The following is a 25,289-nucleotide window of genomic DNA, read 5'->3' on the forward strand; positions in this document are numbered from 1 at the left end:
ATAGTCATCCAGCTACCGTGAGACGGTTTTTGGATGATCAGGAGCGGGTATTGAGTTGCTCGCTCAAGCGTTGCAAAGCGCCGAGGGAATGCAGGTGGGCATAAGCCCAGGCAAGGTAGCCTTTACGGAACCAGTTGGTGACAACCTCGTCCTCCAGCGCCATAAGCTTGCTTTCATCTATTACAAAGAGCCCATCCAGGCGCAATGGCTTTTTGTCTGCCGTTATCACCTGCAAGATGAAAGGCTTGAATACATCCTGTTCGGTTGCCGCCTGACAGAACTCGCGGGTACGCAGGTGCTCCGCATCGAAGTTGGTCACAAATTCGATGATCTTGCCCAAGGTGTCTGTATAGGTACCGTCATCGGCAAACAGCAGTTCGCCTTCGCCTTCAGCATCTGCCAGCCCGGCATAGTCAGCGTCAAAGCAGACATTCTTGTCGCCGCTCAGCACGAACGGATAACGACGAATGAAGGCTGGCGTATAGTTGCCCAGCCATCGGCCGCTTTCGTCGACTTGCTCGTGCCCTTGATTCTTCAGTGAGAGCAAGACAATCGGAAAAAACGACCCCTCCTGATCCTGGCTGAACAGCACTGGAAGATCGCGACTTGACTCAAAAAACTCGATGGCCAGGAGAGGGACAGAATTCACGTTACTGGTGAAGCCGAAGTCCTTTACCGGAGAAAAGCGCATGGCCTTGTGCGTATCTTTATTCAGGACCGTAGGGCGCTGATAAAACAAAAGTTCAGGCATTGTGGTCTCTCAATTATTGGGCTTCTGATTGCTAGGCCACATCCTTATAGTCGCTAAAAGTACTAAAAGACAGGTAATGATTAATCAGATGGCTAAATATTCCAGAGTTGCGAGAGTAGTCGACACATTACTTTGTATAAATCAAAAGCTGGCGCCAATCCTCAGTCGTCATGTAGAGCATAAGTTGACGCCAATCGTCAGGCGTCACATAAGTCATAAGTTGGCGCCAATTTTCAAGCCCCCGGTCGATTGTGATAGTCCGAATAGAGACTACTCCTGTTGCAGTCGATATCGTATTTCACTCGACCAATAAAGCTGGGCGGCCGAGCTTTTGTAGTTCCCAATCTTCTTGTTCAGGCCGCTTATGGATACCGGTGTATCCAGAATCTCCGGCCACGTGGTTCCTATGTCATGCAGGGAAACGCCTGCCACATTGGTGGCGGCACCCACCAAGTTGTGCACCAGGTCTGTATCGGCATCCTTACCAATGCGCGCTTTTGTCCAGTAGAAATATATATATTCTTTTGTTGGTCTAGTGTGTCTCGTGGGTCGCACTTTCCTTGGTATTAATACCCCTGCCTTATTAGTTGCTCGCTATTGTAGTGGTCAACTAATTCAGGTCGCGACGTTAAGTTTTTTCTCGGATTGAACTGGGGTCAGCTCGCCGTTGAATTGGTGGGGGCGAGTCCAATTGTACCGATACATTAAATAATGGCTGATATCACGCAGGGCTTCTTGGGTAGTTCTGTAACCTAGGGCCGGTACCCATTCGGGGCGATTCTCACGCTGCGGAACACATGCTCCGTCGGCGGTGTCCCCGCAATTTTCCCGGTGACTCATGCTCTGACACATTTGATAACGCCACAGCCGCGGTCGAAATAAACGGCTCGCATACTGCGACCCTTGACCCAGCGACCAATTATATTGAGCAATCCGCGTTTCGTAGTGCGTGGGTTAGCAGTGGAACGATGTATTCAGACAATCCACCGGTCGCTGGCACTGCGTAACCCAACATGGTTTTGGTAATGAATCATTGCTTTGTGCATTACGCTTGCCGGCGCTGTGTTGGGTTACGCGGCGCCCGGTAATCAGGGCGTTAGCAAGTGCGCGGTATGCGCCGCTAACCCAGCCTACGGTCAGACGCCGCTAACCTACGCGGCCCGATCCAGCGGTCTACCTCATGATATTGAGTATCTAGCGGTCCTCCCACACAGTGCGCTACGGCTAGCTGAGCATAAACAGCGCGGCGCCGCTGAACTGGGCGGCGAACTGGTTGGCGGGCATGGGCCGGCCGAGCAGGTAGCCCTGGACTTCGTCGCAATCGTGGGTGCGCAGGAAGTCCAGTTGCGCCTGGGTCTCCACGCCTTCGGCGATTACCGAAAGGTTCAGGCTATGGGCCATGGCGATGATGGCGCGGGCGATCTGCGCGTCCTGTTCGCCTTGCGGCAGGCCGTCGACGAAGCTGCGGTCGATCTTCAGCACGTCGATGGGAAACTGCTTGAGGTAGTTGAGCGACGAGTAGCCGGTGCCGAAGTCGTCGATCGCGATGCACAGGCCAAGACTCTTCAGGTCGTTGAGGGTGCGCAGGGCGCTCGCCACATCCTGCATCAGGATGCTTTCGGTCAGTTCCAGCTCCACGCAGGCTGCGGCGACACCGCTGTCTTCGAGAATCGCGGCGATGCGCTGCGCCAGTGCGCCTTCGGTGAACTGCCGGGCCGACAGGTTGACCGAGATTTTCGGCACGCGGATCTTCGCCGCGTGCCAGCTCTTCAGCTGGCGGCAGGACTCGGCCAGGACCCAGTCGCCGACCTGCACCACCAGGCCAAGCTCTTCCAGCACCGGGATAAAGTCATCCGGTGGCACCAGGCCGCGCACCGGATGCTGCCAGCGCAGCAGGGCTTCGACGCCGGTCAGGCGTTGGCCGTTGCCGGAGAACTGCGGCTGGTAATAAAGGATGAACTCCTGCTGTTCGAGGGCGTGGCGCAGATCACGTTCCAGCTCCAGGCGTTCCAGGGCGCTGGCGTTCATGTCCGCCTGATAGAACTGGAAGTTGTTCTTGCCATGCTCCTTGGCGTGGTACATCGCCGTGTCGGCGTTCTTCATCAACTGGCTGAGTTCGTTGCCATCCTGCGGACTGAGAGCGATGCCGATGCTGGCGGTGACGAAGAATTCGCGACCTTCGAGTACGAACGGCCGGGCCAGGCTGGCGAGGATCTGTTCGGCGACATGGATCGCCCGGTTCAGCGCGCCCTCGCGCGTGACGCACGACTGCAGCAGCAGGGTGAACTCGTCGCCGCCCATGCGCGCCACGGTGTCGTCGCTGTCGACGCAGGCTTCCAGGCGCACGGCGACGTCCTTGAGCATGCGGTCGCCAGCGGCGTGGCCCAGGGAGTCGTTGATCGGCTTGAAGCGGTCGAGATCGAGGAACATCAGCGCCACCCATTCCTGATGCCGTTCACCATGTTGCAGGGCGGTGTGCAGGCGATCCTGGAACAGCGTGCGGTTGGGCAGCAGGGTCAGGGCGTCGTAATAGGCCAGTCGATGGATGCGCTGTTCGCTGGCCTTGCGTTCGCTGATGTCGCTGAAGAAGCACACGTAGCTGACCAGGTCGCCTTCTTCGTCCTGTACGGCGGTGATCCCGACCCAGGCCGGGAAACTTTCGCCGTCGCGGCGCTTGAGCCAGATTTCGCCTTCCCAGCTGCCGCGCTGATTGAGCTGGTTGAGAACGTAGTGCAGGTGACTGGCTTGCTGGCGGTCGGCGGTGAGCATGCCCGGCAGCTGGTCGAGGACCTGGGCCGAGGAGTAACCGCTGACCCGACTGAAGGCCTTGTTGACCTGGACGATGTAGCCGGCCGGGTCGGTGACCAGGATCGCCGCGGTGGAGTGCTCGAATACCGTGGCGGCCATGCGCAGGTCTTTTTCCGAGCGGCGCTGCTGGCTGATGTCGCGGCCCACGCCGAGCAGGCCTTCGAAATGACTGTTCTCATCCCACATCGGTACCAGACGCAACTCGACCGGAATTTTCCGTCCATCGGCGCGCAGGCAGTCGAAGATGAACAGTTGCGGCTGGAACTGCTCGCGCAACTCGATCATGCGTTGGGGGCTGCCGAGCGCGCCGCGAACCCGGGCGAGCAAGATCGACAGGCCGGCCAGTTGCTGCGGGTTGGCGGCCAGGTTGTGGAAGTTGTTGGTCAGGAACCATTGCGGTTGATGGCCGAGCACCGCTTCCACCGAGGGGCTGACGTAGTTGAGGTGCAGACTGTTGTCGGTGGAGAAGATCACATCGCTGGTGCTCTCCGCCAGCAGCCGGTAACGCTGCTCGCTGTTGCGCAGCGATTCGCTGCTTTCGATCTGCTCGGTGATGTCCTTGGCCACCCCGATCAGGCGGCTGACCCGGCCGCGGGTGTCGCGGGCCAGGGCCTGCTCGCGGATGCTGAACCAGCGCCAGCTACCGTTGCGGTGGCGCCAGCGCAGTTGTGACTCGAGCAGGACGCCATCGCCGATCACCTGCTGCAGGTTGCGGATGCGCCAGTAATAGTCGCTGTCGTCCGGGTGCAGGATGTGCTCCCAGAAGCGCTCGCCCATGGTTTTCAGCTCGATCGTGCTGTAACCCAGCTGCAAACCCAGGTGATGGTTGCTGAACAGTACGCGCTTGTTCGGCAGATCATGCACGTAGAGGGTGTCCGGCACCGCGCGCACTACATCCGACCAGAAGCGCTCGCGCTCGATCAGTGACAGCTCGATGCGTTTGCGCGCGGTGATGTCGCTGATGCTCAGGGTTACCGCATTCAGTTCCTGCGCGCTGTCCGGCAGGCGCAGCACCAGCCACAGGTGACGTTCGTGGCCTTGCGGGGTGCTGATCCGGCTCTCCAGCTCGAGCAGGCCGTGGCCTTCGAGCAGGGCGCTGAGCAGCTGCACGCGAAAGCCCTCGGGGCGCAGCGGGCCGCTGTCGATCAGGTGCTGCCAGGCCTGCTCGGCAGAGTCGACGCCGAGCAGATGCAGGGCCACCTGATTGGTCTCGGTGAAGCGCATCAGCTGCAGCAGTTCGCCATGCCGCTGCGGATGGGCGAGCAGCCAGAACCTCAGGCTTGCGCCGTCATGGATTTGTTGCTGGTGCAGGTACTCCGGCAGCGCGGCCAGATCCAGTACGCAGAGTGCAGTACCGGTGCCTTCGAAGATGTCCTGGTAGCGCCGACGAGTTTCCTGCAAGACCTGGGTGGCATGCTGTTGCTCGGTGACGTCGCGCAGCACCCAGACGAAGCCCAGGCGCCTGGCCGGTTCGCCGAGTTCGCTGCGGCTTATATCGAACAGGCGGATCATGCCGTCCTGCCTGATTTCCACCAGGTCGGTGTCAAGGTCGTTGTGTGCGCTGCTGTCGTGCAGCAGCTGCGGATCGAGCTGGGGCAGCAGTTGTAGCAGGTGCCAGTTGTGGGCGTTTTTGCTGCTTAAGCCGAACAACTCCTCGGCCTGGGGGTTGAGGTAGCTCAGTTGGCCATTGCTGTCGGTGACCAGCACGCGTTCCTCGATGGTCCCCAGCGCACTGGCCGCCTGGTGCAGCGAGCGCCGCGAAGCCGCGTTGAGTTCGTGCAGGCTGCGCTGTTCGCGCAGCAGGCGATACAGGGCGAGCAGGGTCAGTACGGAACAGAGCGCGAACAGCAGGAGCTTGCTGGTCAGCCCGGGTAGCAGTTGGGCGCGCGCACTGCGCTCGTCGAACAGGGCACGCAGTTGCCAGTCGCTGCCCTTGAGCGGGGTCAGGAGGATGTTCTGTTGCAGATCGGTAGCGCTGATCGGCGCAGCACTCGAGTCGTCGGTGGCAGAGTCGCCCTGCTGGCTGGCAAGCGTGCGTTGTGCCTGGTGGTCTTCCAGCTGCCAGCCATAGCGACTCTGGTGGTGTTGATACAGCCAGTTGCGCAATGCCTCGGTGGTCAGGCGCAGGACCCAGTAACCGCTCGGGTTGTTGTCCTGGTTCTGCCGCAGCAGCAGGTAGATCAGGTTCTCGTCGCTGGCGCTGGCCGCATAGTGATAAGCCGAGCCGTTGCTGCGCTGGATCAGGCCGGGCAGGTAATGGCCGTCATCCGTCTGGGGTTGGCTGTCCGCCAGGATATCGCCACGCGGGCCAAGCCAGGCCAGGCTGTGCAGGCTGGAAAAGACCCCTTGCAGGCTGCGCAGCAGGTTCTCGTCGAGCTCGCCTGGGCCTGGCGTCGAGGTGTTTTGTTGCAGCATCGCCACGCCGGCCTGGGCCTTCAGCTCCATGCTCAGGCTGAGGTGATTGGCCAGTTGCGCGCTGAATTCATGGTTGAGCTGGCGCTGGCTGTCGAGCAACTGCCGCGACTCCACCTGCAGTTGCCACAGCAGCAACGCCAGTATGCCCAGCACCAGTGCGACCAATGCACCTCTGGTTGAACCACGCCAAGGGGGCGTTGACGGTTCGCCTGGAGCATGTGGTAACGATGGGCGGGTGTGGCTTGGCACTTGATGACGATCCTGCAATTACAGCTCGATGAGCGCAGGGCGTACCCATGTCTTCTTCAAACAGGCGCGCGCGCGGGGGGCGCTAGCATGCCATATCCGTGGCGAAGTGCCAGTGTCGCCGACGAGCGTCGTTTGCCCTGTACGGCGCATTCCGGTAGCTTTGCCGCACGCGCGCGGGAGTTGTAGCAGGCGATTTCGACACACCGGATGGCATCTGGTGCAGCCGTTTACCGCCTGGCAGGCGCCGTCACCCATGACCCTGCGCTTGTCATGCGACCCGCTGCCATTTCCCAGTTTTCTGTCTTAGAACCAAGGTTATTCATGGCCCAATACGTCTACACCATGCACCGGCTGAGCAAAGTAGTGCCGCCGAAGCGGGAAATCCTCAAGAACATTTCCCTGTCGTTTTTCCCTGGCGCCAAGATTGGCGTGCTCGGCCTCAATGGTTCGGGCAAATCCACCCTGTTGAAAATCATGGCCGGCCTCGACAGCGAGTTCGACGGCGAAGCCCGGCCGATGCCCGAGCTGAACGTCGGCTACCTGCCCCAGGAACCGCAGCTCGATCCGAACAAGACCGTGCGCGAAGTGGTCGAAGAAGCCGTCAGTGTGATCAAGGACGCCCAGGCGCGCCTCGATCAGGTTTACGCTGCCTACGCCGAGCCGGATGCCGACTTCGACAAGCTGGCCGCCGAACAGGCCAAGCTCGAAGCCATCCTGCAAGCCAGCGACGGCCACAACCTCGAGCGCCAGCTGGAAGTCGCCGCCGATGCCCTGCGCCTGCCGGCCTGGGATGCCAAGGTCGCCGTATTGTCCGGCGGCGAGAAGCGCCGCGTGGCGCTGTGCCGCCTGCTGCTGTCGGCGCCGGACATGCTCCTGCTGGACGAGCCGACCAACCACCTGGACGCCGATTCCGTCGCCTGGCTGGAGCACTTCCTCCACGACTTCCCCGGTACCGTGGTGGCAATCACCCACGACCGGTACTTCCTGGATAACGTCGCCGGCTGGATTCTCGAGCTCGACCGCGGTGCCGGCATTCCCTACGAGGGCAACTACTCCGGCTGGCTGGAAGCCAAGTCCAACCGCCTGGCCCAGGAGTCCAAGCAGCAGTCGGCCCACGAGAAGGCCATGAAAGAGGAGCTGGAGTGGGTGCGCAAAGGCGCCAAGGCCCGCCAGTCGAAATCCAAGGCCCGTCTGCAGCGTTTCGAGGAGCTGCAGTCGCAGGAATTCCAGAAGCGCAGCGAAACCAACGAGATCTATATTCCGGCCGGCCCGCGCCTGGGTGACAAAGTCATCGACTTCGTCAACGTCAGCAAGGGTTATGGCGACCGTGCGCTGATCGACAACCTGTCGTTCAGCATGCCCAAGGGCGCCATAGTCGGGGTGATCGGTGGCAACGGCGCCGGCAAATCGACCCTGTTCCGCATGCTCATGGGCAAGGAACAACCGGATGGCGGCAGCATCGAGATCGGCGACACCGTGCAGCTGGCCTGCGTCGACCAGAGCCGCGACGACCTCGACGGCAGCAAGTCGGTGTTCGAGATGATTTCCAACGGCTCCGACCAGATCCGCATCGGCAACTACGAGATTCCGTCACGCACCTACGTTGGCCGCTTCAACTTCAAGGGCGGCGACCAGCAGAAGTTCGTCAAGGATCTGTCCGGTGGTGAGCGTGGCCGCCTGCACCTGGCCCTGACCCTCAAGGAAGGCGCTAACGTCCTGCTGCTCGACGAACCGTCCAACGACCTCGACGTGGAAACCCTGCGTTCGCTGGAGGAAGCGCTGCTCGACTTCCCCGGCGCGGCCATCGTCATCTCCCACGATCGCTGGTTCCTTGATCGTGTCGCCACCCACATCCTGGCGTACGAGGACGACTCGCACATCGAGTTCTTCGAGGGCAACTACACCGAGTACGAGGCCGACCGCAAGAAACGCCTCGGCGATGCCGCCTCCCAGCCACACCGCGTGCGCCACAAGAAACTGGCGCAGTAAGTGCCACGCTGGTGACATGCAACGGAGCCCTCGGGCTCCGTTTTTTTGTTCGATGGTTGCCACGCGGTGTCGGCTGATCTTGTAGCCCGGCCCCGGCGCGATGCTTTGGCTCAGCCCTTGACGCAGACCACCTGGCGCAGGGTATGCACGACTTCCACCAGGTCGCTCTGGGCCTGCATCACCGCGTCGATGTCCTTGTAGGCCATGGGGATTTCGTCGATCACCGCCTTGTCCTTGCGGCATTCGACATGAGCCGTGGCGCGCACCTGATCCGCGACCGTGAAGCTCCGCTTGGCCTGGGTACGGCTCATGATCCGCCCGGCGCCGTGGCTGCAGGAGTTGAACGCCTGCGAGTTGCCCAGGCCGCGGACGATGAAGCTCTTGGCGCCCATGGAGCCGGGGATGATGCCCAGTTCGCCTTGCCGCGCCGATAACGCGCCCTTGCGGGTGACCAGCACCTCCCGGCCGAAGTGCTGTTCGCGCTGCACGTAGTTGTGGTGGCAATCCACCGCCTCCAGGCTGGCCTCGAAGGGTGTGCCGAGCGCCCGCTGCGCTGCGTCGATCACCGCCCGCATCATCAGCGCGCGGTTCTGCCGGGCGAAGTCCTGGGCCCAGCCGACCGCCTCCACGTAGTCGGCGAAGTGGCAGCTGCCCTCCTCGAAGTAGGCCAGGTCCTTGTTCGGCAGGTTGGCCAGGTGCTGGCGCATGTCGGCCTGGGCCACTTCGATGAACAAGGTGCCGATGGCGTTGCCCACCCCGCGCGAGCCGCTGTGCAGCATGAACCACAGCTGCTCATGCTCGTCCAGGCAGACCTCGATGAAATGGTTGCCGCCGCCCAGGGTGCCCAGGTGAACGCGGTTGTTGGTCTTTTCCAGGCGCGGATACTTGTCGGTGATCGCCTTGAAGCGCCCGGCCAGCGCCTTCCAGGCCTGGTCCGCGGCACCCGGCACGCGCTCCCAGGCGCCCTGGTCGTGCCGGCCAAAGGTCTTGCCATGGGGCACGGCCTGTTCGATGGCGCTGCGCAGGCCGTGCAGGTTGTCCGGCAGGTCGGTGGAGCGCAACGAGGTGCGCACGGCGATCATGCCGCAGCCGATGTCCACGCCCACGGCGGCCGGGATGATGGCGCCGATGGTGGGGATCACGCTGCCGATGGTCGAGCCCTTGCCCAGGTGTACGTCCGGCATCACCGCCAGGTGCTTGAAGATGAACGGCAGTTGCGCCGTCTCGAGCAGTTGCTGGCGGGCCTGGGCTTCGACCGGTACGCCCTGGGTCCAGAGCTTGATCGGCGTGCCATTGGCGGCCTGGAGAATTTGCGGTGAGGTGTGTTTCATGGTGGTTGCGGACCTTGCCCATCTGCGCTGGCGTTGCTGATTCAGCATGCACCCATTCGCCGCACCGGCCAACGGGCGGAGTCTGCTGTGACCAGCGCGGCGCCGGCGCCTGGCACAAGTTTTCGTCGGCGATTATGCAGACTGTCTGGCAGCGTCCACACTTAACAGACCGTTGAACACCTTGTGGGCCGGCTGGCGGCAGTTGCAACGCCTTGCCTTGTGCCCCGCTGGGCGCTGCCGTCCCGCGCGTTGTTTTATCGTTGACCACCGAGGAGTATGTCCATGTCTGCTTTCGATCCCCAAGTGGCACTCGATGCCCTGTTCGCCGAATACAGTGCGCGGGCCAGTGCGATCAGTCGGGACTTGGCCCGCAGTCACTCGCCGGATTTTGCCGAACAGGCCCTGCAGCGGCAAAACGATGAGGTGCTGGAAGCCTTGCTGGCCGAGGCCGAGAAGGGCATGCATCAAGTGGGGATGGCCAAGTTGAGGCTGGCCGAAGGCACCTATGGCGACTGCCTGCGTTGTGGCGAACCGATCGAGCCGGCGCGATTGCAGGTGTTGCCGGCCACCGAGTATTGCCTGGCCTGTGCCGATCGAGTGGCCACGGGTTGAGCGCAGCGGGGTAATGCCGGGCGCGCCCGAGCCATTCAAGGGGAGGGGGATTTCCGCCAGCAGTTGCCTGGCGGCGGATCCAGTCGCGTCGTCACCGGGCTGCAGGACACCGGCCGCACCGGCATGTCGCAGGGCGGAGAGAGCCCGGCGCATGGCGACTTCCTGAAACCGGCTCATGGCTTGGGTTGCTGGGATGACCACGCCAGCCTAGAGCAAGGTGGCATCTTTTCGCTTGCCCGGGATCAACCATACGGCTTGTGGATGGCGGCCGATGCGGCCATGATTTCACCAGCCCCCCGTTCAAGGATTACCAATGCCCGACTCCGTTGCAGCCCATTTGCGGCTGGCACCTGAAGCACTCACCCGTCCGTTCTCGCCCGAGCAGTTCAACTTCACCAACACCGATGACCTGGAACCATTTCGCGGTGTGCTGGGCCAGGAGCGCGCGGTCGAAGCCCTGCAGTTCGGCGTGGCGATGCCGCGTCCCGGTTACAACGTATTCGTCATGGGCGAGCCCGGTACCGGGCGTTTTTCGTTCGTCAAACGCTACCTCAAGGCCGAAGCCAAGCGCCTGGCGACCCCGTCGGATCACGTCTACGTCAATCATTTCGACGAGCCGCGCGAGCCGCGTGCGCTGGAGTTGCCGGCGGGGAGTGCCGGGGCGTTCATCGCCGACATCAACCTGCTGATCGACAACCTGCTGGCGACCTTCCCGGCGGTATTCGAGCACCCGTCCTATCAGCAGAAGAAGAGCGCCATCGATCGCGCCTTCAACAAGCGCTACGACCAGGCGCTCGATGTGATCGAGAAGCTGTCCCTGGAAAAGAACGTGGCGCTGTACCGCGACAGCAGCAATATCGCCTTCACCCCGATGCTCGAGGGCAAGGCGCTGGACGAGGCCGAGTTCGCCCAGTTGCCGGAAGTCGAGCGCGAGCGCTTCCACGTCGACATCTCGACCCTGGAAGAGCGGCTCAACGAAGAGTTGGCCAGCCTGCCGCAGTGGAAGCGCGAGTCGAGCAATCAGCTGCGCCAGCTCAATGAAGAAACCATCACCGTGGCACTGCAGCCGCTGCTGGCGCCGCTATCGGAAAAGTACGCGGAAAACGCCGGTGTTTGCGCCTACCTGCAGGCCGTGCAGGTCAACCTGCTGAAGACCGTGGTCGACCAGTTGGTCGAAGTGGAAAAGGCCGATGCCCAGACCCGCAAGCTGCTCGAGGAGCAGTACTGCCCGAGTCTGGTGGTTGGCCATCACGCTCAGGGCGGCGCGCCCGTGGTGTTCGAGTCGCACCCGACCTACGACAACCTGTTTGGCCGTATCGAATACAACGCCGACCAGGGCGCGCTCTACACCAGTTACCGGCAGCTGCGCCCCGGCGCCTTGCACCGGGCCAACGGCGGCTTCCTGATTCTCGAAGCGGAGAAGATGCTCGGCGAGCCCTTCGTCTGGGATGCGCTCAAGCGCGCCCTGCATTCGCGCCAGCTGAAGATGGAGTCGCCGCTCGGCGACCTCGGCCGTATTGCCACCGTGACCCTCAATCCGCAGGTCATTCCCTTGCAGGTCAAGGTCATCATCATTGGCGCGCGCCAGCTGTATTACGCGTTGCAGGATCATGATCCGGACTTCCAGGAAATGTTCCGCGTGCTGGTCGACTTCGACGAGGACATTCCCCTGGCCAACGAGAGCCTGGAGCAGTTTGCCCAGTTGATGAAGACCCGCACCATGGAGGAAGGCATGGCGCCGCTGACCGCCGCCGCGGTGGCGCGCCTGGCGACTTTCAGCGCCCGCCTGGCCGAGCACCAGGGGCGCCTCTCGGCACGGATCGGCGACCTGTTCCAGCTGGTCAGCGAGGCCGACTTCATCCGCCAGCTGGCCAATGAGGCGGTCACCGATGTCGGCCATATCGAGCGCGCGCTGAAAGCCAAGGCGACCCGTACCGGCCGTGTGTCGGCGCGGATCATCGACGACATGCTGGCGGGAGTCATCCTGATCGACACCGCCGGCGCCGCGGTCGGCAAGTGCAACGGTTTGACCGTACTGGAAGTCGGCGACTCGGCCTTTGGCGTGCCGGCGCGGATTTCCGCCACCGTCTACCCCGGCGGTTCGGGCATCGTCGACATCGAACGCGAGGTCAACCTCGGCCAGCCGATCCACTCCAAGGGCGTGATGATCCTCACCGGCTACCTCGGTAGCCGCTACGCCCAGGAGTTTCCCCTGGAGATTTCCGCGAGCATCGCCCTGGAGCAATCCTATGGCTATGTCGACGGCGACAGCGCCTCGCTGGGTGAGGTGTGCACGCTGATCTCGGCCTTGTCGCGTCGTCCACTCAAGCAGTGTTTCGCCATCACCGGGTCGATCAACCAGTTCGGTGAGGTGCAGGCGGTCGGTGGCGCCAACGAGAAGATCGAAGGCTTCTTCCGCCTGTGCGAGGCCCGCGGCCTGACTGGCGAACAGGGCGCGATCATCCCGCATTCCAACATTGCCACCCTGATGCTCGACGAGCGCGTGCTGCAGGCGGTGCGGGCCGGGAAGTTCCATATCTATGCGGTGCGCCAGGTCGATGAGGCGTTGAGCCTGCTGGTCGGCGAAGATGCCGGCACGCCAAATGCCGAAGGTCAGTTTCCGGCCGGCAGCGTCAATGCGCGGGTGGTCGAGCGGCTGCGCGAGATCGCCGAAATCGGCATGGCCGAGGATGACAAGGAGGTGAAGGCCGAAGTCCTGGTGGCGTTGCCCAAGGAGAAAAAACCACGAGTGAAGAAGCCGGCGCCCGAGAACTTGTGAAAGAACGCCAGCGGCGCTGCGTTTTAGCGGTGGGTATTGGCCCGCTTTGTGGCAGGGGCTTTGGCAGACCGTTGAAAAACTACCTGCGTTGGCAATACTGCGTTAAAAACAGCCTCAAAATGCTCATTTACAACACGTAAACTGCGCTTTTTCGGCCGTTTTTGCCTTGTCTTGCCTGCCTCGCCTACGTTTTTAAACGGCCTGTTAGCCGCGACTGGCCTTGGAAGGTGCTGAAAGCATCGCGGCTGAAGCCCCTTCCACGGTTGCCTGCGCAAGGGCACATGATCCGCTGCGGCATTGCGCTCGAAGTTTACCTATCTGCTGTCCCTGCCTTCCGCCTGCTGCCAGGCCGGTGGCGGGCGCAACCGGTGGATCGGCTGAGGCTTCGGCGCCACCTTGGACTCAGGTGCTGGAGCATTTCATCCACACAGTTATCCACAGATGCCCGAGCTGACTGGCGGCTTCCCTGAGCCGCCTGTGCGGGTGTAGGCTGAAGGCCTGATCACATGAGGGTCGCCGCCATGCCGCGCAGCCTCTGTCTCACCCGTCAATGTCTGGGTCTGATTACCCGTATCGAATGCGTGGTATTGCCACTGGCCGGCGATAAGGGCCTCTGGACATTGATCTGCGCCGCCGGCCTGTCTGGCGCCCAACCTTCTGCCATCAAGGCGCAAGGCCCGTTCTGCGGGCCTGTTGTGGCTGAAGGGGTACTTGCCGGGATTGCCGAAAGCCTGCTGGTTCAGGGCTACGACGAATGCACCGAGTTGCCGATCTGGCGCCTGCATATCCAGGCCGAGTTGCGCCGTTTGAACGGCGACCGTTGCGGCCACCAGGGCTATTTCCAGTTTCAGCCGGATAGCTGAGCACGGTCTGATCGTCTTTTGAGCAGCCTGCAGCAAGGCCGGTCGTAGCTGGTTTGACGGCTTTAATCCCGAGCCTGTCCACAAGGTTATCCACACTTGTTGGGGATAAGCGCACCGCGGCGTTCCTGCTTGCGCCTTTGTCTGTCTTGCGCCTTTGTCTGAAGAGGTGCGCTGGGTATACTCGCCAGCAGCTTCATTGGCCACTTGCGAGACTCCATGGAACGCTTTATCGAGAATACGATGTACGCCTCGCGCTGGTTGCTGGCGCCAATTTACTTCGGGCTGTCGTTGGCGGTGCTAGCGCTGTCGATCAAGTTTTTTCAAGAGGTCTACCACATCCTGCCGGCTATCTTCGCCATGAGCGAAGCGGACTTGATCCTGCGCCTGCTGTCGCTGATCGACATGGCCCTGGTCGGCGGCTTGCTGGTGATGGTGATGCTCTCGGGTTATGAGAACTTCGTGTCGCAGTTGAACATCAACGAGGGCACCGAAAAACTCAGCTGGCTGGGCAAGATGGATTCCGGCTCGCTGAAGATGAAGGTGGCGGCCTCGATAGTGGCGATTTCCTCGATTCATCTGCTCAAGGTGTTCATGGATGCCAAGAACTATGAGGTTGAACACCTCAAGTGGTACGTGATCATCCACCTGACCTTCGTCGGCTCGGCTTTCGCCATGGGGTATCTGGATAAGCTGACCAAATACCAGGCGAACTGAGCGGTTGTGAAAAACTCTCGCCTACGTGTTGGGCGCTTGGAGACAGCGCCGCTACGGCGCTCGATATTTTCACAACCGCTGATGCGTTGCCCAGCCTTGATAAAGCGGATGGGGGAGGCTGCCTTGTGCTTCCCGACTCTTTTGCAGCGGCTATATTCTTATGGAGTCTGTACGAGTCGTTAGCGCGAGGTAGCCTTATGAACCTGCATGACCTTTCCAGTCATGCCCGCGCCGGGCATGTCGATGAGTTGAACCTCATTTCCCTCGAAGGGGGCAACTATTACCTGCTGGAAGCGCGCGTGAGCGGTCAGCCATTCACGCTGGAAGATGGCCACGGCCATATTCTCCATCTGCGCTCGCTGGAGCATGCCCGCGAGGTGCTGCAGCCCTTGCCGCAACTGCCGTCGTTCCACCTGGTGCAGGCGCAAGTGCATGACGAAATGTGCGGCATGCCCGATGAGCCGGGGATAGCGTCGGGGTCGAAGTCATCGCACTGAGAGCTTGTGAAAGAACTCTCGCCTACTGCGGCAACGCTGTTCGCTTAAGCCAGGTGAGCAGCGTTCTTTTGCAGCCCGGATGCAATCCGGGGAAGTCTGGCCCTGAAATACCGCTCCCGGATTGCATCCGGGTTACGCCTTGGGCGCTCGATATTTTCACAACCTCTGACAGCTGGGCCTGTCACCGCTCTGGGCTGGAGGCGGTATGCGCGCGGGGCGTGGCAGCGGTAGGGGGACCGGCGCAGCTGTGCTAGGCTGGTCGCCCTTTTTCAGCCCCAGCGGAGCCTTTACATGTCCGAACTCAATCTTTCCACTGACGAAACCCGCGTCAGCTATGGCATCGGTCGTCAACTTGGCGGTCAGCTGCGCGACAATCCGCCGCCGGGTGTGAGCCTGGAAGCCATCATCGCCGGTGTGGCCGATGCCTTTCTCGGTCAACCGAGCCGCGTCAGCGAGGCCGAGCTGTCGGCCAGCTTCAAGGTGATCCGCGACATCATGCAGGCCGAAGCTCAGGCCAAGGCCGAAGCGGCGGCAGGGGCCGGCCTGGCTTTCCTCGCCGAAAACGCCAAGCGCGACGGCATCACCGTACTGGCCTCCGGCCTGCAATACGAAGTGCTGGCTGCTGGTGAAGGCGCCAAGCCGTCCCACGAAGACACCGTGCGTACCCATTACCACGGCACCCTGATCGACGGCAGCGTGTTCGACAGCTCCTACGAGCGCGGCCAGCCAGCCGAGTTTCCGGTTGGCGGCGTCATCGCCGGCTGGACCGAGGCCCTGCAACTGATGAACGCCGGCAGCAAATGGCGCCTCTATGTGCCGAGCGAGCTGGCTTACGGCGAACAAGGTGTTGGCAGCATCCCGCCGCACAGCGTGCTGGTGTTCGACATCGAGCTGCTGGACGTTCTCTAAACGTTTCTGGCGGTTTCAACTTCGCGGCATGGACCGTCCCCCGCCGCTCCTACGGAGTACCAGCGTGTCTGGTGTAGGAGCGGCGGGGACGCCTAGTCCATGCCCGCGACGTTTCTCTGCCGATGCAGATCACGGGCGCAACGCCCGCGCATAGCAGTAGAGAAACAGGTTGCGCACCAATTCCTTGAGCACCAGTGGCTCGCTGGAATTCAGTTCATGCAAATCCAGGTCGCCCTGATCGCGCAGTTCATCCAGTGCCTGTTCTTCCAGTAATGCGCAGACTTCACCGGTGTCGCGATTGAGAATGCGCAGGTAAGGCTGTGGCCGGTCCAGCCAGGCATCGATCAAGTAGGTCATGACTCATCTCCCTTCAAGTGGTTAGATGAGAATAATTCTTATTACATATATAGCAAGTATTAATTTGCCGAGACGATAAGGAGCATGTGCAGGGTGCGGTTCCGGTCGTGCGCAGCGCCGCAAGAGGGCGCTGGTCTGCCTTGCGTCAGGACTCGGCAGATAGTCAGAACCTGGCTCCATTAAAAGGCTATGTGTGCGCCAGTAAGTGTGAAGGGCTCTGACTTCGTAGGGTGCGCTGTGCGTACCAGCGTCGGCTGCAGATTCTTGGTGCGCACGGCGCACCCTACCCATTGGGCCTCAAGCAACGTCACTTTTCCCCGCGCGCCCTATGCAACACGTAATTGGTGCATCGCCAACAAAAAGCCCGTCACGTGGACGGGCTCCTTTCGCTGCCTGAGGCCCTCAGTGCGTGCGGGCGACGGCGAAGCGGCTCAGTTCGACCAGGGCATCGCGGTATTCGCTGGCGGGCAGGGCGTCCAGGCAGGCGATGGCGCGTTCGGCGTAGTCGCGGGCTTGCTGGGCGGTGTAGTCCAGGGCACCTGCGGCTTCGACGGCATTGCGGATGCTTTCCAGATCCTCGATGCCGCCTTTCTGGATCGCCTGGCGCACCAGGGCGGCCTGTTCGGCAGTGCCTTCGCGCATGGTATAGATCAGCGGCAGGGTCGGCTTGCCCTCGGCCAGGTCGTCGCCGACGTTCTTGCCCAGGGTGGTGGCATCACCGCGGTAGTCGAGCAGGTCGTCGACCAGCTGGAAGGCTACGCCGAGGTTGTCGCCAAAGGTGCGCAGGGCTTCGGTCTGTTCGGCCGAGGCGCCGGCCAGGGCCGCCGCGCTGTGGGTCGAGGCCTCGAACAGCATCGCGGTCTTGCCGCGGATGACTTCCATGTAGGTTGCTTCGCTGGTGCTGGCGTCGCGAATCTTCGACAGTTGCAGCACTTCGCCTTCGGCGATGACCCGGGTGGCGCGGGAGAGGATCTTCATCACCGGCATCGAGCCGAGCTCGACCATCATCTCGAAGGAGCGCGAATAGAGGAAGTCGCCAACCAGCACGCTGGGCGCGTTGCCCCACTGGGCATTGGCCGTGCTGCGACCGCGGCGCATGTCGGACATGTCGACCACGTCGTCGTGCAGCAGGGTGGCGGTATGCAGGAACTCGATGGTGGCGGCGAGCAAGCGCAGGTTGTCGTCCTGCAGGCCCAGGGCCTTGCCGCTGAGCAGTACCAGCAGCGGGCGCAGGCGTTTGCCTCCGGCGGAGATGATGTAGTCGCCGATCTTCCCCACCAGCGGCACGCGCGAGACGAGTTGTTGACGGATGATGCCGTCGACGGCGGTGAAGTCATCCGCCACCACATGGTAGAAAGCCTGGGGTTGCATCAGCGGCACGTGCTCCTCAAAGGTTGCGCGGCATGCTATGGGGCAGGGTAGGGGCTGTCAAGGCAAGTGGTCGAGGGTGTTGCGTCGTGACGGTGGCTTGCGTACAATCGCGCACCCTGAACTTCCCCCTGGGTATTTCCCTGACTTACGCAATTGCACGGGTGTCTTATCCGGCCCCGAGCAGCCATGCCAGCCTCTAACTATTTTTATAAAGCGCTGGGTGAGCAGGATTAACGGAGATTTACCATGTACGCAGTGATTGTTACTGGTGGCAAGCAATACAAGGTCACCGAAGGCGAATTCCTCAAGGTCGAAAAGCTTGAAATCGCCACTGGCGAGGCCATTACTTTCGATCGCGTGTTGTTGATCGGCAACGGCGACGACGTGCAAATCGGCGCTCCAGTTGTTGAAGGTGCCAAGGTTGTGGCCGAGGTCGTTGCACAAGGCCGTCACGACAAGGTCACCATCATCAAGTTCCGCCGTCGTAAGCACCATATGAAGCGTCAGGGCCACCGTCAGTGGTACACCGAGATCAAAATCACCGGTATTCAGGCCTGATTCGTTTCGGTCTAATCCCTCTATAGGAGTATTGAACTCATGGCACACAAAAAAGCTGGCGGTAGTACCCGCAACGGTCGCGATTCAGAAGCCAAACGCCTTGGCGTGAAGATGTATGGCGGCCAGAAAATCATTCCTGGCAACATCATCGTGCGTCAGCGCGGCACCCAGTTCCACGCCGGTTACGGCGTCGGCATGGGTAAGGATCACACTCTCTTCGCGAAAATCGAAGGCGTGATCAAGTTCGAAGTAAAGGGCGCGTTCAACCGCCGTTACGTGAGCGTCGTTGCCGCTTAATCGCGCGACTGCTGGGAAAGCCCCGTCCTTGCGACGGGGCTTTTTTGTTTCTGTATTCTTGGGGTTCTTGCCAAACTGTCCTGGGCATAGCATTCGATTTGAATGCAGGTCAATTTTGCAAGAACCTGGTTTTCTCGTTAGAACCTGTTCAAGGTCTCGCGAGCTGGAGTCCTGCAAGGCAAAAGCAGGCGAGGAAGCGGAGTTTACTGGTGTAAATGAGCATTCCGAGCCTGTTTTTAACGCAGCAGGGCCGATGCGCAGCAGACGTTGAGCCGGTTCTTAGATAACCCGCTTGATTGCGGGAGGCGTACCTATGAAATTCGTCGATGAAGTATCGATTTCTGTAAAGGCCGGTGATGGTGGTAACGGCATGATGAGCTTCCGCCGTGAGAAGTTCATCGAGAACGGTGGTCCCAACGGTGGCGATGGTGGTGATGGCGGCTCGATTTATATCGAGGCTTTTGCCAACCTCAATACCCTGGTGGACTACCGCTATACCCGCCGCTTCCAGGCGCCGAATGGTGACAAGGGTGGTAGCACTGATTGCACGGGAGCCAAGGGTGAGGATCTGATCCTGCCGGTGCCGATTGGTACCACCGTGATCGATGCGGGTACCCAGGAAGTGATTGGTGATCTGGTTCGGGCCGGTCAGCGCCTGCTGGTCGCCCAGGGTGGCTGGCATGGTCTGGGTAACACCCGCTTCAAGTCCAGCACCAACCGGGCTCCGCGGCAGACCACGCCGGGCAAGCCGGGCGATGCGCGCGACCTCAAGCTGGAATTGAAGGTGTTGGCCGATGTCGGGCTGCTCGGTTTGCCGAATGCCGGCAAGAGCACCTTTATCCGTTCGGTGTCCGCGGCCAAGCCAAAAGTCGCCGATTACCCGTTCACCACCCTGATTCCAAACCTGGGTGTGGTCAGTGTCGATCGCTATAAGAGCTTCGTCGTTGCCGACATTCCCGGGCTGATCGAGGGTGCCTCGGATGGTGCCGGTCTGGGCATTCGCTTCCTCAAGCACCTGGCGCGCACCCGTCTGTTGTTGCACCTGGTGGACATGGCGCCACTGGATCTGACCGATCCGGCGGAGTCGGCGGCCACCATCGTCGACGAGCTGACCAAGTTCAGTCCTTCCCTGGCCGAGCGCGAGCGCTGGCTGGTGCTGAACAAGGCCGACCAGATTCTCGACGAAGAGCAGGAGGCGCGTGTCGCCGAAATCGTTGCGCGGATCGACTGGCAGGGTCCGGTGTATGTGATTTCCGCCCTGGCGCGCGAGGGCACCGATCAGCTGTGCTACGACATCATGGATTTCCTCGAGGCTCGCGCCGAACGGATTCAGGAGAATCCCGAGTTTGCCGCCGAGTTGGCCGAGCTGGATACGCGCATCGAGGATGAGGCGCGCGCTCAGTTGCAGAAGCTGGACGACAAGCGCGCGTTGCGCCGTACCGGGGTCAAGGCTGTCGGCGATGTCGAGGAAGATGACAGCTTCTGGGATCAGGAAGATGATGAGGATGGCCCGGAAATCATTTACGTCCGGGATTAAGCAACCTGTTGAACGCCGCTTAATTGCGGCGTTCTTGTCTTGAGCGAGTGATTGGGGGCTGCGAGCGCAGTGGCTTCCGTTCCGTTGGGCGGTTTCTGGCTAAGGTTGGATGATCATGCGTGACAAGGTGACCAGCGCGCGGCGCTGGGTGGTGAAGATCGGCAGTGCGTTGCTCACCGCTGATGGGCGTGGCCTGGATCGTGCGGCCATGGCGGTGTGGGTCAAGCAGATGGTGGCGTTGCGCGAGCAGGGCGTGGAGCTGGTGCTGGTGTCTTCCGGTGCGGTGGCGGCGGGCATGAGTCGCCTCGGCTGGAGCGGGCGGCCGAAGGCCATGCATGAGCTGCAGGCGGCGGCTGCCATTGGTCAGATGGTGCTGATTCAGGCCTGGGAGTCGAGTTTCGGTGAGCATGCGCGGCGCACCGCGCAGATTCTCCTGACCCATGACGACCTGTCGGATCGCAAGCGTTACCTCAATGCGCGCAGTACCTTGCGCACCCTGGTCGACCTGGATGTGATTCCGGTGATCAACGAGAACGATACGGTGGTCACCGACGAGATCCGCTTCGGTGACAACGACACCCTGGCGGCGCTGGTGGCCAATCTGGTCGAGGCCGATCTGCTGGTGATCCTCACCGACCGCGATGGCATGTATAACGCCGATCCGCGGCATAATCCCGATGCCGAGCTGATCCACGAGGCGCGCGCCGACGATCCGGCGCTGGATGCCGTGGCCAGTGGCGTGGGCGGTGCGCTGGGGCGTGGCGGCATGCAGACCAAACTGCGCGCGGCGCGACTGGCGGCCCGCTCCGGTGCTCATACGGTGATTGTCGGTGGCGCCATCGAGCAGGTGCTGGTGCGGCTCAGGGCTGGTGAGCGCCTGGGTACGCTGCTGGCGCCCGAGCGCGGCTTGCTGGCGGCGCGCAAGCAATGGCTGGCCGGGCATCTGCAGACTCGTGGCACCCTGGTGCTGGACGCGGGCGCGGTCAGGGCCCTGGCAACAGGTCGCAAGAGTCTGTTGCCGGTCGGGGTCAAGGCGCTCCAGGGTAGTTTTCGGCGTGGCGAAATGGTGATCTGTGTCGATCCCGATGGGCGTGAAATCGCCCGTGGCCTGGCCAATTACAGTGCGCTCGAGGCGCAAAAGATCATCGGTCAATCGTCGGATGCCATCGAAAGGTTGCTCGGTTACGTCGATGAGCCCGAGTTGATCCATCGAGATAATTTGATTCTGGTCTGAGGATGTAGTGATGCAAATGCTGAAGGGATTGCTGGGAGCGCTGCTGGTGCTGCCGATGTGTGCATCGGCCGAGCAGATAGGTGAGGTGTCCACGGTGTTCAAGTGGATGGGGCCGAACGACAAGATCGTGGTCGAGGCCTTCGATGATCCCAAGGTGGCGGGGGTCACCTGCTACCTGTCGCGTGCCAAGACCGGTGGGGTCAAAGGTGGTCTGGGCCTGGCCGAGGACCGCGCCGAAGCTTCGATTGCCTGTCGCCAGGTCGGGCCGGTCAGTTTCAAGGATGAGCTGGAGGAGGGCGAAGAAGTGTTTCGCGAGCGCACCTCGCTGGTGTTCAAGACCATGCAGGTGGTGCGTTTCTTCGATGAAAAGCGCAACACCCTGGTCTATCTGGTGTACAGCGATCGAGTGATCGAAGGCAGCCCGCAGAATGCGGTGACCGCGATTCCGATCATGCCCTGGCCGGAAAAGCGCTGAGCCTGCTCATGTCTCAATTCGGCGCCGCCTTGGTGGATGCGTGTCGCGCCGATAAGCCATGGTGCGCTGCCTGCGGGTGGGGCAGCCTCGGAGCGCAGCGACAGCCCGCCAGGATTTGTGCCGCGCCGATAAGCTATGGTGCGCTGCCTGCGGGTAGGGCGGCTTCGGAGCGCAGCGACAACCCGCCAGGATTTGTGCCGCGCCGCTGAGCCCATGGTGCACTGCCTGCGGCGAGTGACACCCTACTACGGATTGTGGATTACCCCAGATTCCGCGGCGTACGTGCGTAGGGCGGTCCGGGCGGCGTTCCGATCGGAGCGAAGCGACAGTCCATCAGGGTTTATACCGCGCCGATAAGTCATCGGTTTTGGGTTCGCGCAGGCAATAAAAAACCGACCCTGAGGTCGGTTTTTTAAGAACTAAGCAGTAAAGCCTGAGTCGCTTATTAAGCGGCTGCAGCTTCGCTGAGGGCCTTGATGTGGCCATTCAGGCGGCTTTTATGACGCGCTGCTTTGTTCTTGTGGATGATGCCTTTGTCGGCCATACGGTCGATGATCGGCACAGCCAGGGTGTAAGCGGTTTTTGCTACGTCAAGATCTTTGGCGTCGATAGCCTTGACCACGTTCTTGATGTAGGTACGGACCATGGAGCGCTGGCTGGCGTTATGGCTACGACGCTTCTCAGCCTGTTTTGCGCGTTTTTTGGCAGAAGGTGTATTGGCCACCGTCAAGCTCCTCGAAATCTGGGGGATACAAACAAATAAGGCCGCGAATCATGCCGAGGCCGGCGTTCATTGTCAAGCCTGTTGACTTGATGTTGCTTACTACTCGTCGGCTGCCCGCCTGCTGGTCGTCAGCAGTCGACGCTACACCGCTTGCTCTACCCAGCATCCATGCGGGTCGGTAAACTCGGCGACCTTTTCTAAGGGGTTACATATGTCCGAGCGAACCGGGAAGGGCGGCTTGTTACGTTCCAGCGCGGTGGTCAGTGTAATGACCCTGTTATCGCGTGTGCTGGGCATGATACGCGATATGGTGGTGGCCGCCTATTTCGGTTCGGGTCCGGCGGCCGACGCATTCTTCATCGCCTTCAAGATTCCCAACTTTCTGCGTCGCCTGTTTGCCGAGGGCGCCTTCGCCCAGGCGTTCGTCCCGGTGCTCTCGGAATACCGGACGCAGCGCAGTCTGGCCGAGGTCAAGCAGCTGGTCGACCGCACCGCGGGCTACCTGGGGCTGACGCTGACCGCCCTGACCGCCCTCGGCGTGGTCGGCTCGCCCTACCTGATCATGCTGTTCGCGCCCGGTTTTCACAGTGACCCGGCCAAGCTCGCGCTGGCTGGGGATCTGCTGCAGATCACCTTTCCCTACCTGCTGCTGATCTCGCTGACGGCGTTCTGCGGCGGCATCCTCAACGCCTACGGGCGTTTCGCCGTGCCCTCGTTTACCCCGGTGCTGCTGAATATCAGCATGATCGGGGCGGCAATTTACCTGACGCCTTATTTCGATCAGCCGATCATGGCCCTGGCCTGGGGTGTGCTGATCGCCGGGGTCGCCCAGTTGCTGTTCCAGTTGCCGTTCCTGGCGCGGCTCAAGCTGCTGCCCACGCCCAAAGTGCGGCGCGACGAGGGCGTGCGGCGGATCATGCTGCTGATGGTGCCGGCGCTGTTCGGCGTGTCGGTCAGCCAGATCAACCTGCTGCTCGATACCGTGCTGGCCTCGCTGCTGCAGACCGGCAGCGTGTCCTGGTTGTATTACGCCGACCGCCTGTCCGAGCTGCCCCTGGGTGCGTTCGGTATTGCCATCGGCACGGTGATTCTGCCGAGCCTGTCGCGCCAGCACGCCAGCGACGATCCCAAGGCGTTTTCGGCAACCATAGACTGGGCCTTGCGCATGGTGTTGCTGGTCGGGGTGCCGGCGGCGCTGGCCCTGGCGATCCTCGCCGAGCCGTTGATCGCTACCTTGTTCCACTATGGCGCGATGACCGAGCGTGACGTGCTGCAGTCGGCCGCTGCGCTGCGCGCCTATTCGCTCGGGGTGCTGGCTTTCATGTTGATCAAGGTGCTGGCGCCGGCGTTCTTCGCTCGCCAGGACCTGAAAACCCCGGTGCGCATCGCGATCATCTGCATGGTGGCGAACATGGTGTTCAACCTGATCCTTATCTGGCCACTCCAGCACGTCGGTCTGGCGCTGGCGACCTCGCTGTCGTCGTTGCTCAATACCGTGCTGCTGTTCTGGGGCCTGTACAAGATCGGTGTGTATCGGCCCGCGCCGGGTTGGGGGCTGTACGGCCTGCGCCTGGTCGGCGCCTGCGCGGCCATGGTGGCGCTGGTCTGGTGGTTGAACGTGGCGCCGGCCGAGTGGTTCGTCTGGGGCTGGCAGCAGCGCGTGCTCTGGCTGAGTCTGCTGGTCGGCGGTGGGTTGCTGGCGTTTGTCGGCGCCTTGCTGGCGCTGGGGCTGCGCATGCGCCATCTGCGTCATTGATCCGCGAATGGCCCCGTGTGGCCGGGTTTGAGCGCGGCATTATGCTTGTCTGCCGATCGACCCTACGCCCGAGGGCCGAGCATGGGTATAATCGGCCACTTTATGAGCAAGAAGCGCGTTATGCAGCTGGTTCGAGGCCTACACAACTTGCGGCCCCAGCATCGGGGCTGTGTCGCCACTATTGGCAATTTCGACGGCGTCCATCGTGGCCATCAGGCCATTCTGGCGCGTTTGCGTGAGCGCGCGGCCGAGTTGGCGCTGCCCAGTTGCGTGGTGATTTTCGAGCCGCAGCCGCGTGAATTCTTTGGCCCCGACACGGCGCCGGCGCGCCTGACGCGTTTGCGCGACAAGCTCGCGTTGCTGGCCGCCGAAGGTGTCGATCGGGTGCTGTGCCTGAGCTTCAACCCGCGTTTGCGCGAGCTGAGTGCCGCCGAATTCGTCCACAGGGTGCTGGTCGAAGGCCTGGGCGTGCAGCATCTGGAGGTCGGTGACGACTTCCGCTTCGGCTGCGACCGGGTCGGCGACTTCGCCTTTCTGGAGCAGGCCGGTGAGCGCGAAGGCTTTAGCGTCGAGGCCGCCGCGACGGTCGAGCTGGATGGCAGGCGCGTCAGCAGCACCCGGGTGCGCGAGGCCCTGGCCGCGGGCGACTTCGCCCTGGCCGAACACCTGCTTGGTCGCCCGTTCCAGATCGCCGGGCGTGTGTTGCACGGGCAGAAGCTGGGGCGCCAGCTGGATGCGCCGACCGCCAATGTGCAGCTCAAGCGCAAGCGCGTGCCACTGAGCGGGGTGTACCTGGTCAGCACCGAGGTGGACGGTCAGCCGTGGCCGGGAGTCGCCAATATCGGCGTGCGTCCGAGCGTGGCCGGCGATGGCAGTGCCCACCTCGAAGTGCATTTGCTGGATTTTGCCGGTGATTTGTATGGCCGGCGTTTGACGGTGGCATTCCACCACAAGCTGCGAGAAGAGCAGCGTTTCGCCTCCCTCGAGGCACTGAAGACGGCAATTGCTGCCGATATTGCCGCCGCCCGTGCCCATTGGCAGGGCCAACCGCTTAAATAAAGAG

Annotated in this window: 20 protein-coding genes and 1 pseudogene; 14 read left to right on the forward strand and 7 right to left on the reverse strand. The window is 61.7% G+C overall.

The features are described 5' to 3' along the window. Nucleotides 1-37: 37 nt before the first annotated feature. The 3 genes and pseudogenes from R3355_RS19130 to R3355_RS19140 form a co-directional block, all read right to left on the reverse strand. Entirely contained in the window at nt 38-751 is a 714-nt protein-coding gene (locus tag R3355_RS19130) for a SapC family protein (RefSeq protein ID WP_318962639.1), read from the reverse strand. 615 nt (nt 752-1,366) lie between these two features. Beyond that, nucleotides 1,367-1,657 (reverse strand): annotated as a pseudogene (locus R3355_RS19135) (IS3 family transposase); the annotation flags it as partial. Between the two features lie 318 nt (nt 1,658-1,975). After that, nucleotides 1,976-6,223: an EAL domain-containing protein gene (locus tag R3355_RS19140; RefSeq protein ID WP_318962640.1), complete on the reverse strand. Its 4,248-nt coding sequence runs from the start codon at nt 6,221-6,223 to the stop codon at nt 1,976-1,978. A gap of 321 nt (nt 6,224-6,544) precedes the next feature. Between R3355_RS19140 and ettA the strand changes: the two genes are divergently transcribed. Continuing rightward, on the forward strand, nt 6,545-8,212 hold the full coding sequence (gene ettA, locus R3355_RS19145; protein ID WP_318950372.1) for an energy-dependent translational throttle protein EttA: 1,668 nt from the start codon (nt 6,545-6,547) through the stop codon (nt 8,210-8,212). Between the two features lie 110 nt (nt 8,213-8,322). On the opposite strand, the gene R3355_RS19150 is transcribed toward ettA, so the two are convergent. Next, nucleotides 8,323-9,543 (reverse strand): RtcB family protein, encoded by a 1,221-nt coding sequence (locus R3355_RS19150; RefSeq protein WP_318962641.1) that lies wholly within the window; start codon nt 9,541-9,543, stop codon nt 8,323-8,325. 282 nt (nt 9,544-9,825) lie between these two features. On the opposite strand from R3355_RS19150, the gene R3355_RS19155 reads away from it, so the two are divergent. From R3355_RS19155 to R3355_RS19180, 6 genes are all read left to right on the forward strand, one after another. Further along, nucleotides 9,826-10,155 (forward strand): TraR/DksA family transcriptional regulator, encoded by a 330-nt coding sequence (locus R3355_RS19155; RefSeq protein ID WP_318950376.1) that lies wholly within the window; start codon nt 9,826-9,828, stop codon nt 10,153-10,155. 313 nt (nt 10,156-10,468) lie between these two features. Next, nucleotides 10,469-12,934 carry a Lon protease family protein gene (locus R3355_RS19160; RefSeq protein WP_318962642.1) on the forward strand — a complete coding sequence of 822 codons (2,466 nt, stop codon included), beginning with the start codon at nt 10,469-10,471 and terminating at the stop codon, nt 12,932-12,934. Nucleotides 12,935-13,455: 521 nt separating this feature from the next. Further along, nucleotides 13,456-13,797 carry a hypothetical protein gene (locus R3355_RS19165; RefSeq protein WP_318950389.1) on the forward strand — a complete coding sequence of 114 codons (342 nt, stop codon included), beginning with the start codon at nt 13,456-13,458 and terminating at the stop codon, nt 13,795-13,797. A gap of 216 nt (nt 13,798-14,013) precedes the next feature. Continuing rightward, the gene (locus R3355_RS19170; protein ID WP_318950379.1) at nt 14,014-14,511 is read left to right on the forward strand and encodes a TIGR00645 family protein; all 498 of its coding nucleotides are present in this window, start codon (nt 14,014-14,016) and stop codon (nt 14,509-14,511) included. A 197-nt stretch (nt 14,512-14,708) separates the two neighbouring features. Next, on the forward strand, nt 14,709-15,008 hold the full coding sequence (locus tag R3355_RS19175; protein ID WP_318962643.1) for a DUF6482 family protein: 300 nt from the start codon (nt 14,709-14,711) through the stop codon (nt 15,006-15,008). Between the two features lie 291 nt (nt 15,009-15,299). Next, on the forward strand, nt 15,300-15,917 hold the full coding sequence (locus tag R3355_RS19180) for an FKBP-type peptidyl-prolyl cis-trans isomerase (RefSeq protein WP_318950383.1): 618 nt from the start codon (nt 15,300-15,302) through the stop codon (nt 15,915-15,917). Between the two features lie 129 nt (nt 15,918-16,046). Here the strand turns inward: R3355_RS19180 and R3355_RS19185 are convergent, their stop codons facing one another. Both R3355_RS19185 and R3355_RS19190 read right to left on the reverse strand, forming a co-directional pair. Further along, nucleotides 16,047-16,274 carry a hypothetical protein gene (locus tag R3355_RS19185; protein WP_318962644.1) on the reverse strand — a complete coding sequence of 76 codons (228 nt, stop codon included), beginning with the start codon at nt 16,272-16,274 and terminating at the stop codon, nt 16,047-16,049. A 402-nt stretch (nt 16,275-16,676) separates the two neighbouring features. Beyond that, nucleotides 16,677-17,645, reverse strand: a complete 969-nt coding sequence (locus tag R3355_RS19190) for a polyprenyl synthetase family protein (protein ID WP_318962645.1) — start codon at nt 17,643-17,645, stop codon at nt 16,677-16,679. Nucleotides 17,646-17,891: 246 nt separating this feature from the next. On the opposite strand from R3355_RS19190, the gene rplU reads away from it, so the two are divergent. The 5 genes from rplU to R3355_RS19215 all read left to right on the forward strand — a co-directional run bounded on the left by rplU (nt 17,892) and on the right by R3355_RS19215 (nt 21,746). Continuing rightward, entirely contained in the window at nt 17,892-18,203 is a 312-nt protein-coding gene (gene rplU / locus R3355_RS19195; RefSeq protein ID WP_079203223.1) for a 50S ribosomal protein L21, read from the forward strand. 39 nt (nt 18,204-18,242) lie between these two features. Beyond that, complete coding sequence (gene rpmA / locus R3355_RS19200; protein ID WP_003176049.1) at nt 18,243-18,500, forward strand: 50S ribosomal protein L27; 258 nt, start codon at nt 18,243-18,245, stop codon at nt 18,498-18,500. A 313-nt stretch (nt 18,501-18,813) separates the two neighbouring features. Further along, the gene (gene cgtA / locus R3355_RS19205; protein WP_300655176.1) at nt 18,814-20,037 is read left to right on the forward strand and encodes an Obg family GTPase CgtA; all 1,224 of its coding nucleotides are present in this window, start codon (nt 18,814-18,816) and stop codon (nt 20,035-20,037) included. 115 nt (nt 20,038-20,152) lie between these two features. Continuing rightward, the gene (proB, locus tag R3355_RS19210; protein ID WP_318962646.1) at nt 20,153-21,271 is read left to right on the forward strand and encodes a glutamate 5-kinase; all 1,119 of its coding nucleotides are present in this window, start codon (nt 20,153-20,155) and stop codon (nt 21,269-21,271) included. Nucleotides 21,272-21,281: 10 nt separating this feature from the next. Further along, entirely contained in the window at nt 21,282-21,746 is a 465-nt protein-coding gene (locus R3355_RS19215) for a CreA family protein (RefSeq protein WP_318947444.1), read from the forward strand. Between the two features lie 445 nt (nt 21,747-22,191). On the opposite strand, the gene rpsT is transcribed toward R3355_RS19215, so the two are convergent. After that, nucleotides 22,192-22,470 (reverse strand): 30S ribosomal protein S20, encoded by a 279-nt coding sequence (gene rpsT / locus R3355_RS19220; protein WP_172143820.1) that lies wholly within the window; start codon nt 22,468-22,470, stop codon nt 22,192-22,194. Between the two features lie 211 nt (nt 22,471-22,681). On the opposite strand from rpsT, the gene murJ reads away from it, so the two are divergent. Both murJ and ribF read left to right on the forward strand, forming a co-directional pair. After that, nucleotides 22,682-24,226: a murein biosynthesis integral membrane protein MurJ gene (gene murJ, locus R3355_RS19225; protein WP_318962647.1), complete on the forward strand. Its 1,545-nt coding sequence runs from the start codon at nt 22,682-22,684 to the stop codon at nt 24,224-24,226. Between the two features lie 120 nt (nt 24,227-24,346). Further along, on the forward strand, nt 24,347-25,285 hold the full coding sequence (gene ribF / locus R3355_RS19230; RefSeq protein WP_318947442.1) for a bifunctional riboflavin kinase/FAD synthetase: 939 nt from the start codon (nt 24,347-24,349) through the stop codon (nt 25,283-25,285). The last annotated feature ends 4 nt before the right edge of the window (nt 25,286-25,289 follow it).

This window comes from Pseudomonas sp., assembly GCF_033723075.1.
Taxonomy (GTDB): Bacteria; Pseudomonadota; Gammaproteobacteria; order Pseudomonadales; family Pseudomonadaceae; genus Aquipseudomonas.

Coding starts and splice junctions, on each gene's coding strand:
- cgtA (WP_300655176.1), top strand. CDS start 18,814: ATGAAATTCGTCGATGAAGTATCGATTTCTGTAAAGGCCGGTGATGGT.
- R3355_RS19170 (WP_318950379.1), top strand. CDS start 14,014: ATGGAACGCTTTATCGAGAATACGATGTACGCCTCGCGCTGGTTGCTG.
- rpmA (WP_003176049.1), top strand. CDS start 18,243: ATGGCACACAAAAAAGCTGGCGGTAGTACCCGCAACGGTCGCGATTCA.
- R3355_RS19190 (WP_318962645.1), bottom strand. CDS start 17,645: ATGCAACCCCAGGCTTTCTACCATGTGGTGGCGGATGACTTCACCGCC.
- R3355_RS19215 (WP_318947444.1), top strand. CDS start 21,282: ATGCAAATGCTGAAGGGATTGCTGGGAGCGCTGCTGGTGCTGCCGATG.
- rplU (WP_079203223.1), top strand. CDS start 17,892: ATGTACGCAGTGATTGTTACTGGTGGCAAGCAATACAAGGTCACCGAA.
- murJ (WP_318962647.1), top strand. CDS start 22,682: ATGTCCGAGCGAACCGGGAAGGGCGGCTTGTTACGTTCCAGCGCGGTG.
- R3355_RS19185 (WP_318962644.1), bottom strand. CDS start 16,274: ATGACCTACTTGATCGATGCCTGGCTGGACCGGCCACAGCCTTACCTG.
- R3355_RS19155 (WP_318950376.1), top strand. CDS start 9,826: ATGTCTGCTTTCGATCCCCAAGTGGCACTCGATGCCCTGTTCGCCGAA.
- R3355_RS19165 (WP_318950389.1), top strand. CDS start 13,456: ATGCCGCGCAGCCTCTGTCTCACCCGTCAATGTCTGGGTCTGATTACC.
- R3355_RS19130 (WP_318962639.1), bottom strand. CDS start 751: ATGCCTGAACTTTTGTTTTATCAGCGCCCTACGGTCCTGAATAAAGAT.
- ribF (WP_318947442.1), top strand. CDS start 24,347: ATGCAGCTGGTTCGAGGCCTACACAACTTGCGGCCCCAGCATCGGGGC.
- R3355_RS19160 (WP_318962642.1), top strand. CDS start 10,469: ATGCCCGACTCCGTTGCAGCCCATTTGCGGCTGGCACCTGAAGCACTC.
- proB (WP_318962646.1), top strand. CDS start 20,153: ATGCGTGACAAGGTGACCAGCGCGCGGCGCTGGGTGGTGAAGATCGGC.
- R3355_RS19150 (WP_318962641.1), bottom strand. CDS start 9,543: ATGAAACACACCTCACCGCAAATTCTCCAGGCCGCCAATGGCACGCCG.
- ettA (WP_318950372.1), top strand. CDS start 6,545: ATGGCCCAATACGTCTACACCATGCACCGGCTGAGCAAAGTAGTGCCG.
- R3355_RS19175 (WP_318962643.1), top strand. CDS start 14,709: ATGAACCTGCATGACCTTTCCAGTCATGCCCGCGCCGGGCATGTCGAT.
- R3355_RS19180 (WP_318950383.1), top strand. CDS start 15,300: ATGTCCGAACTCAATCTTTCCACTGACGAAACCCGCGTCAGCTATGGC.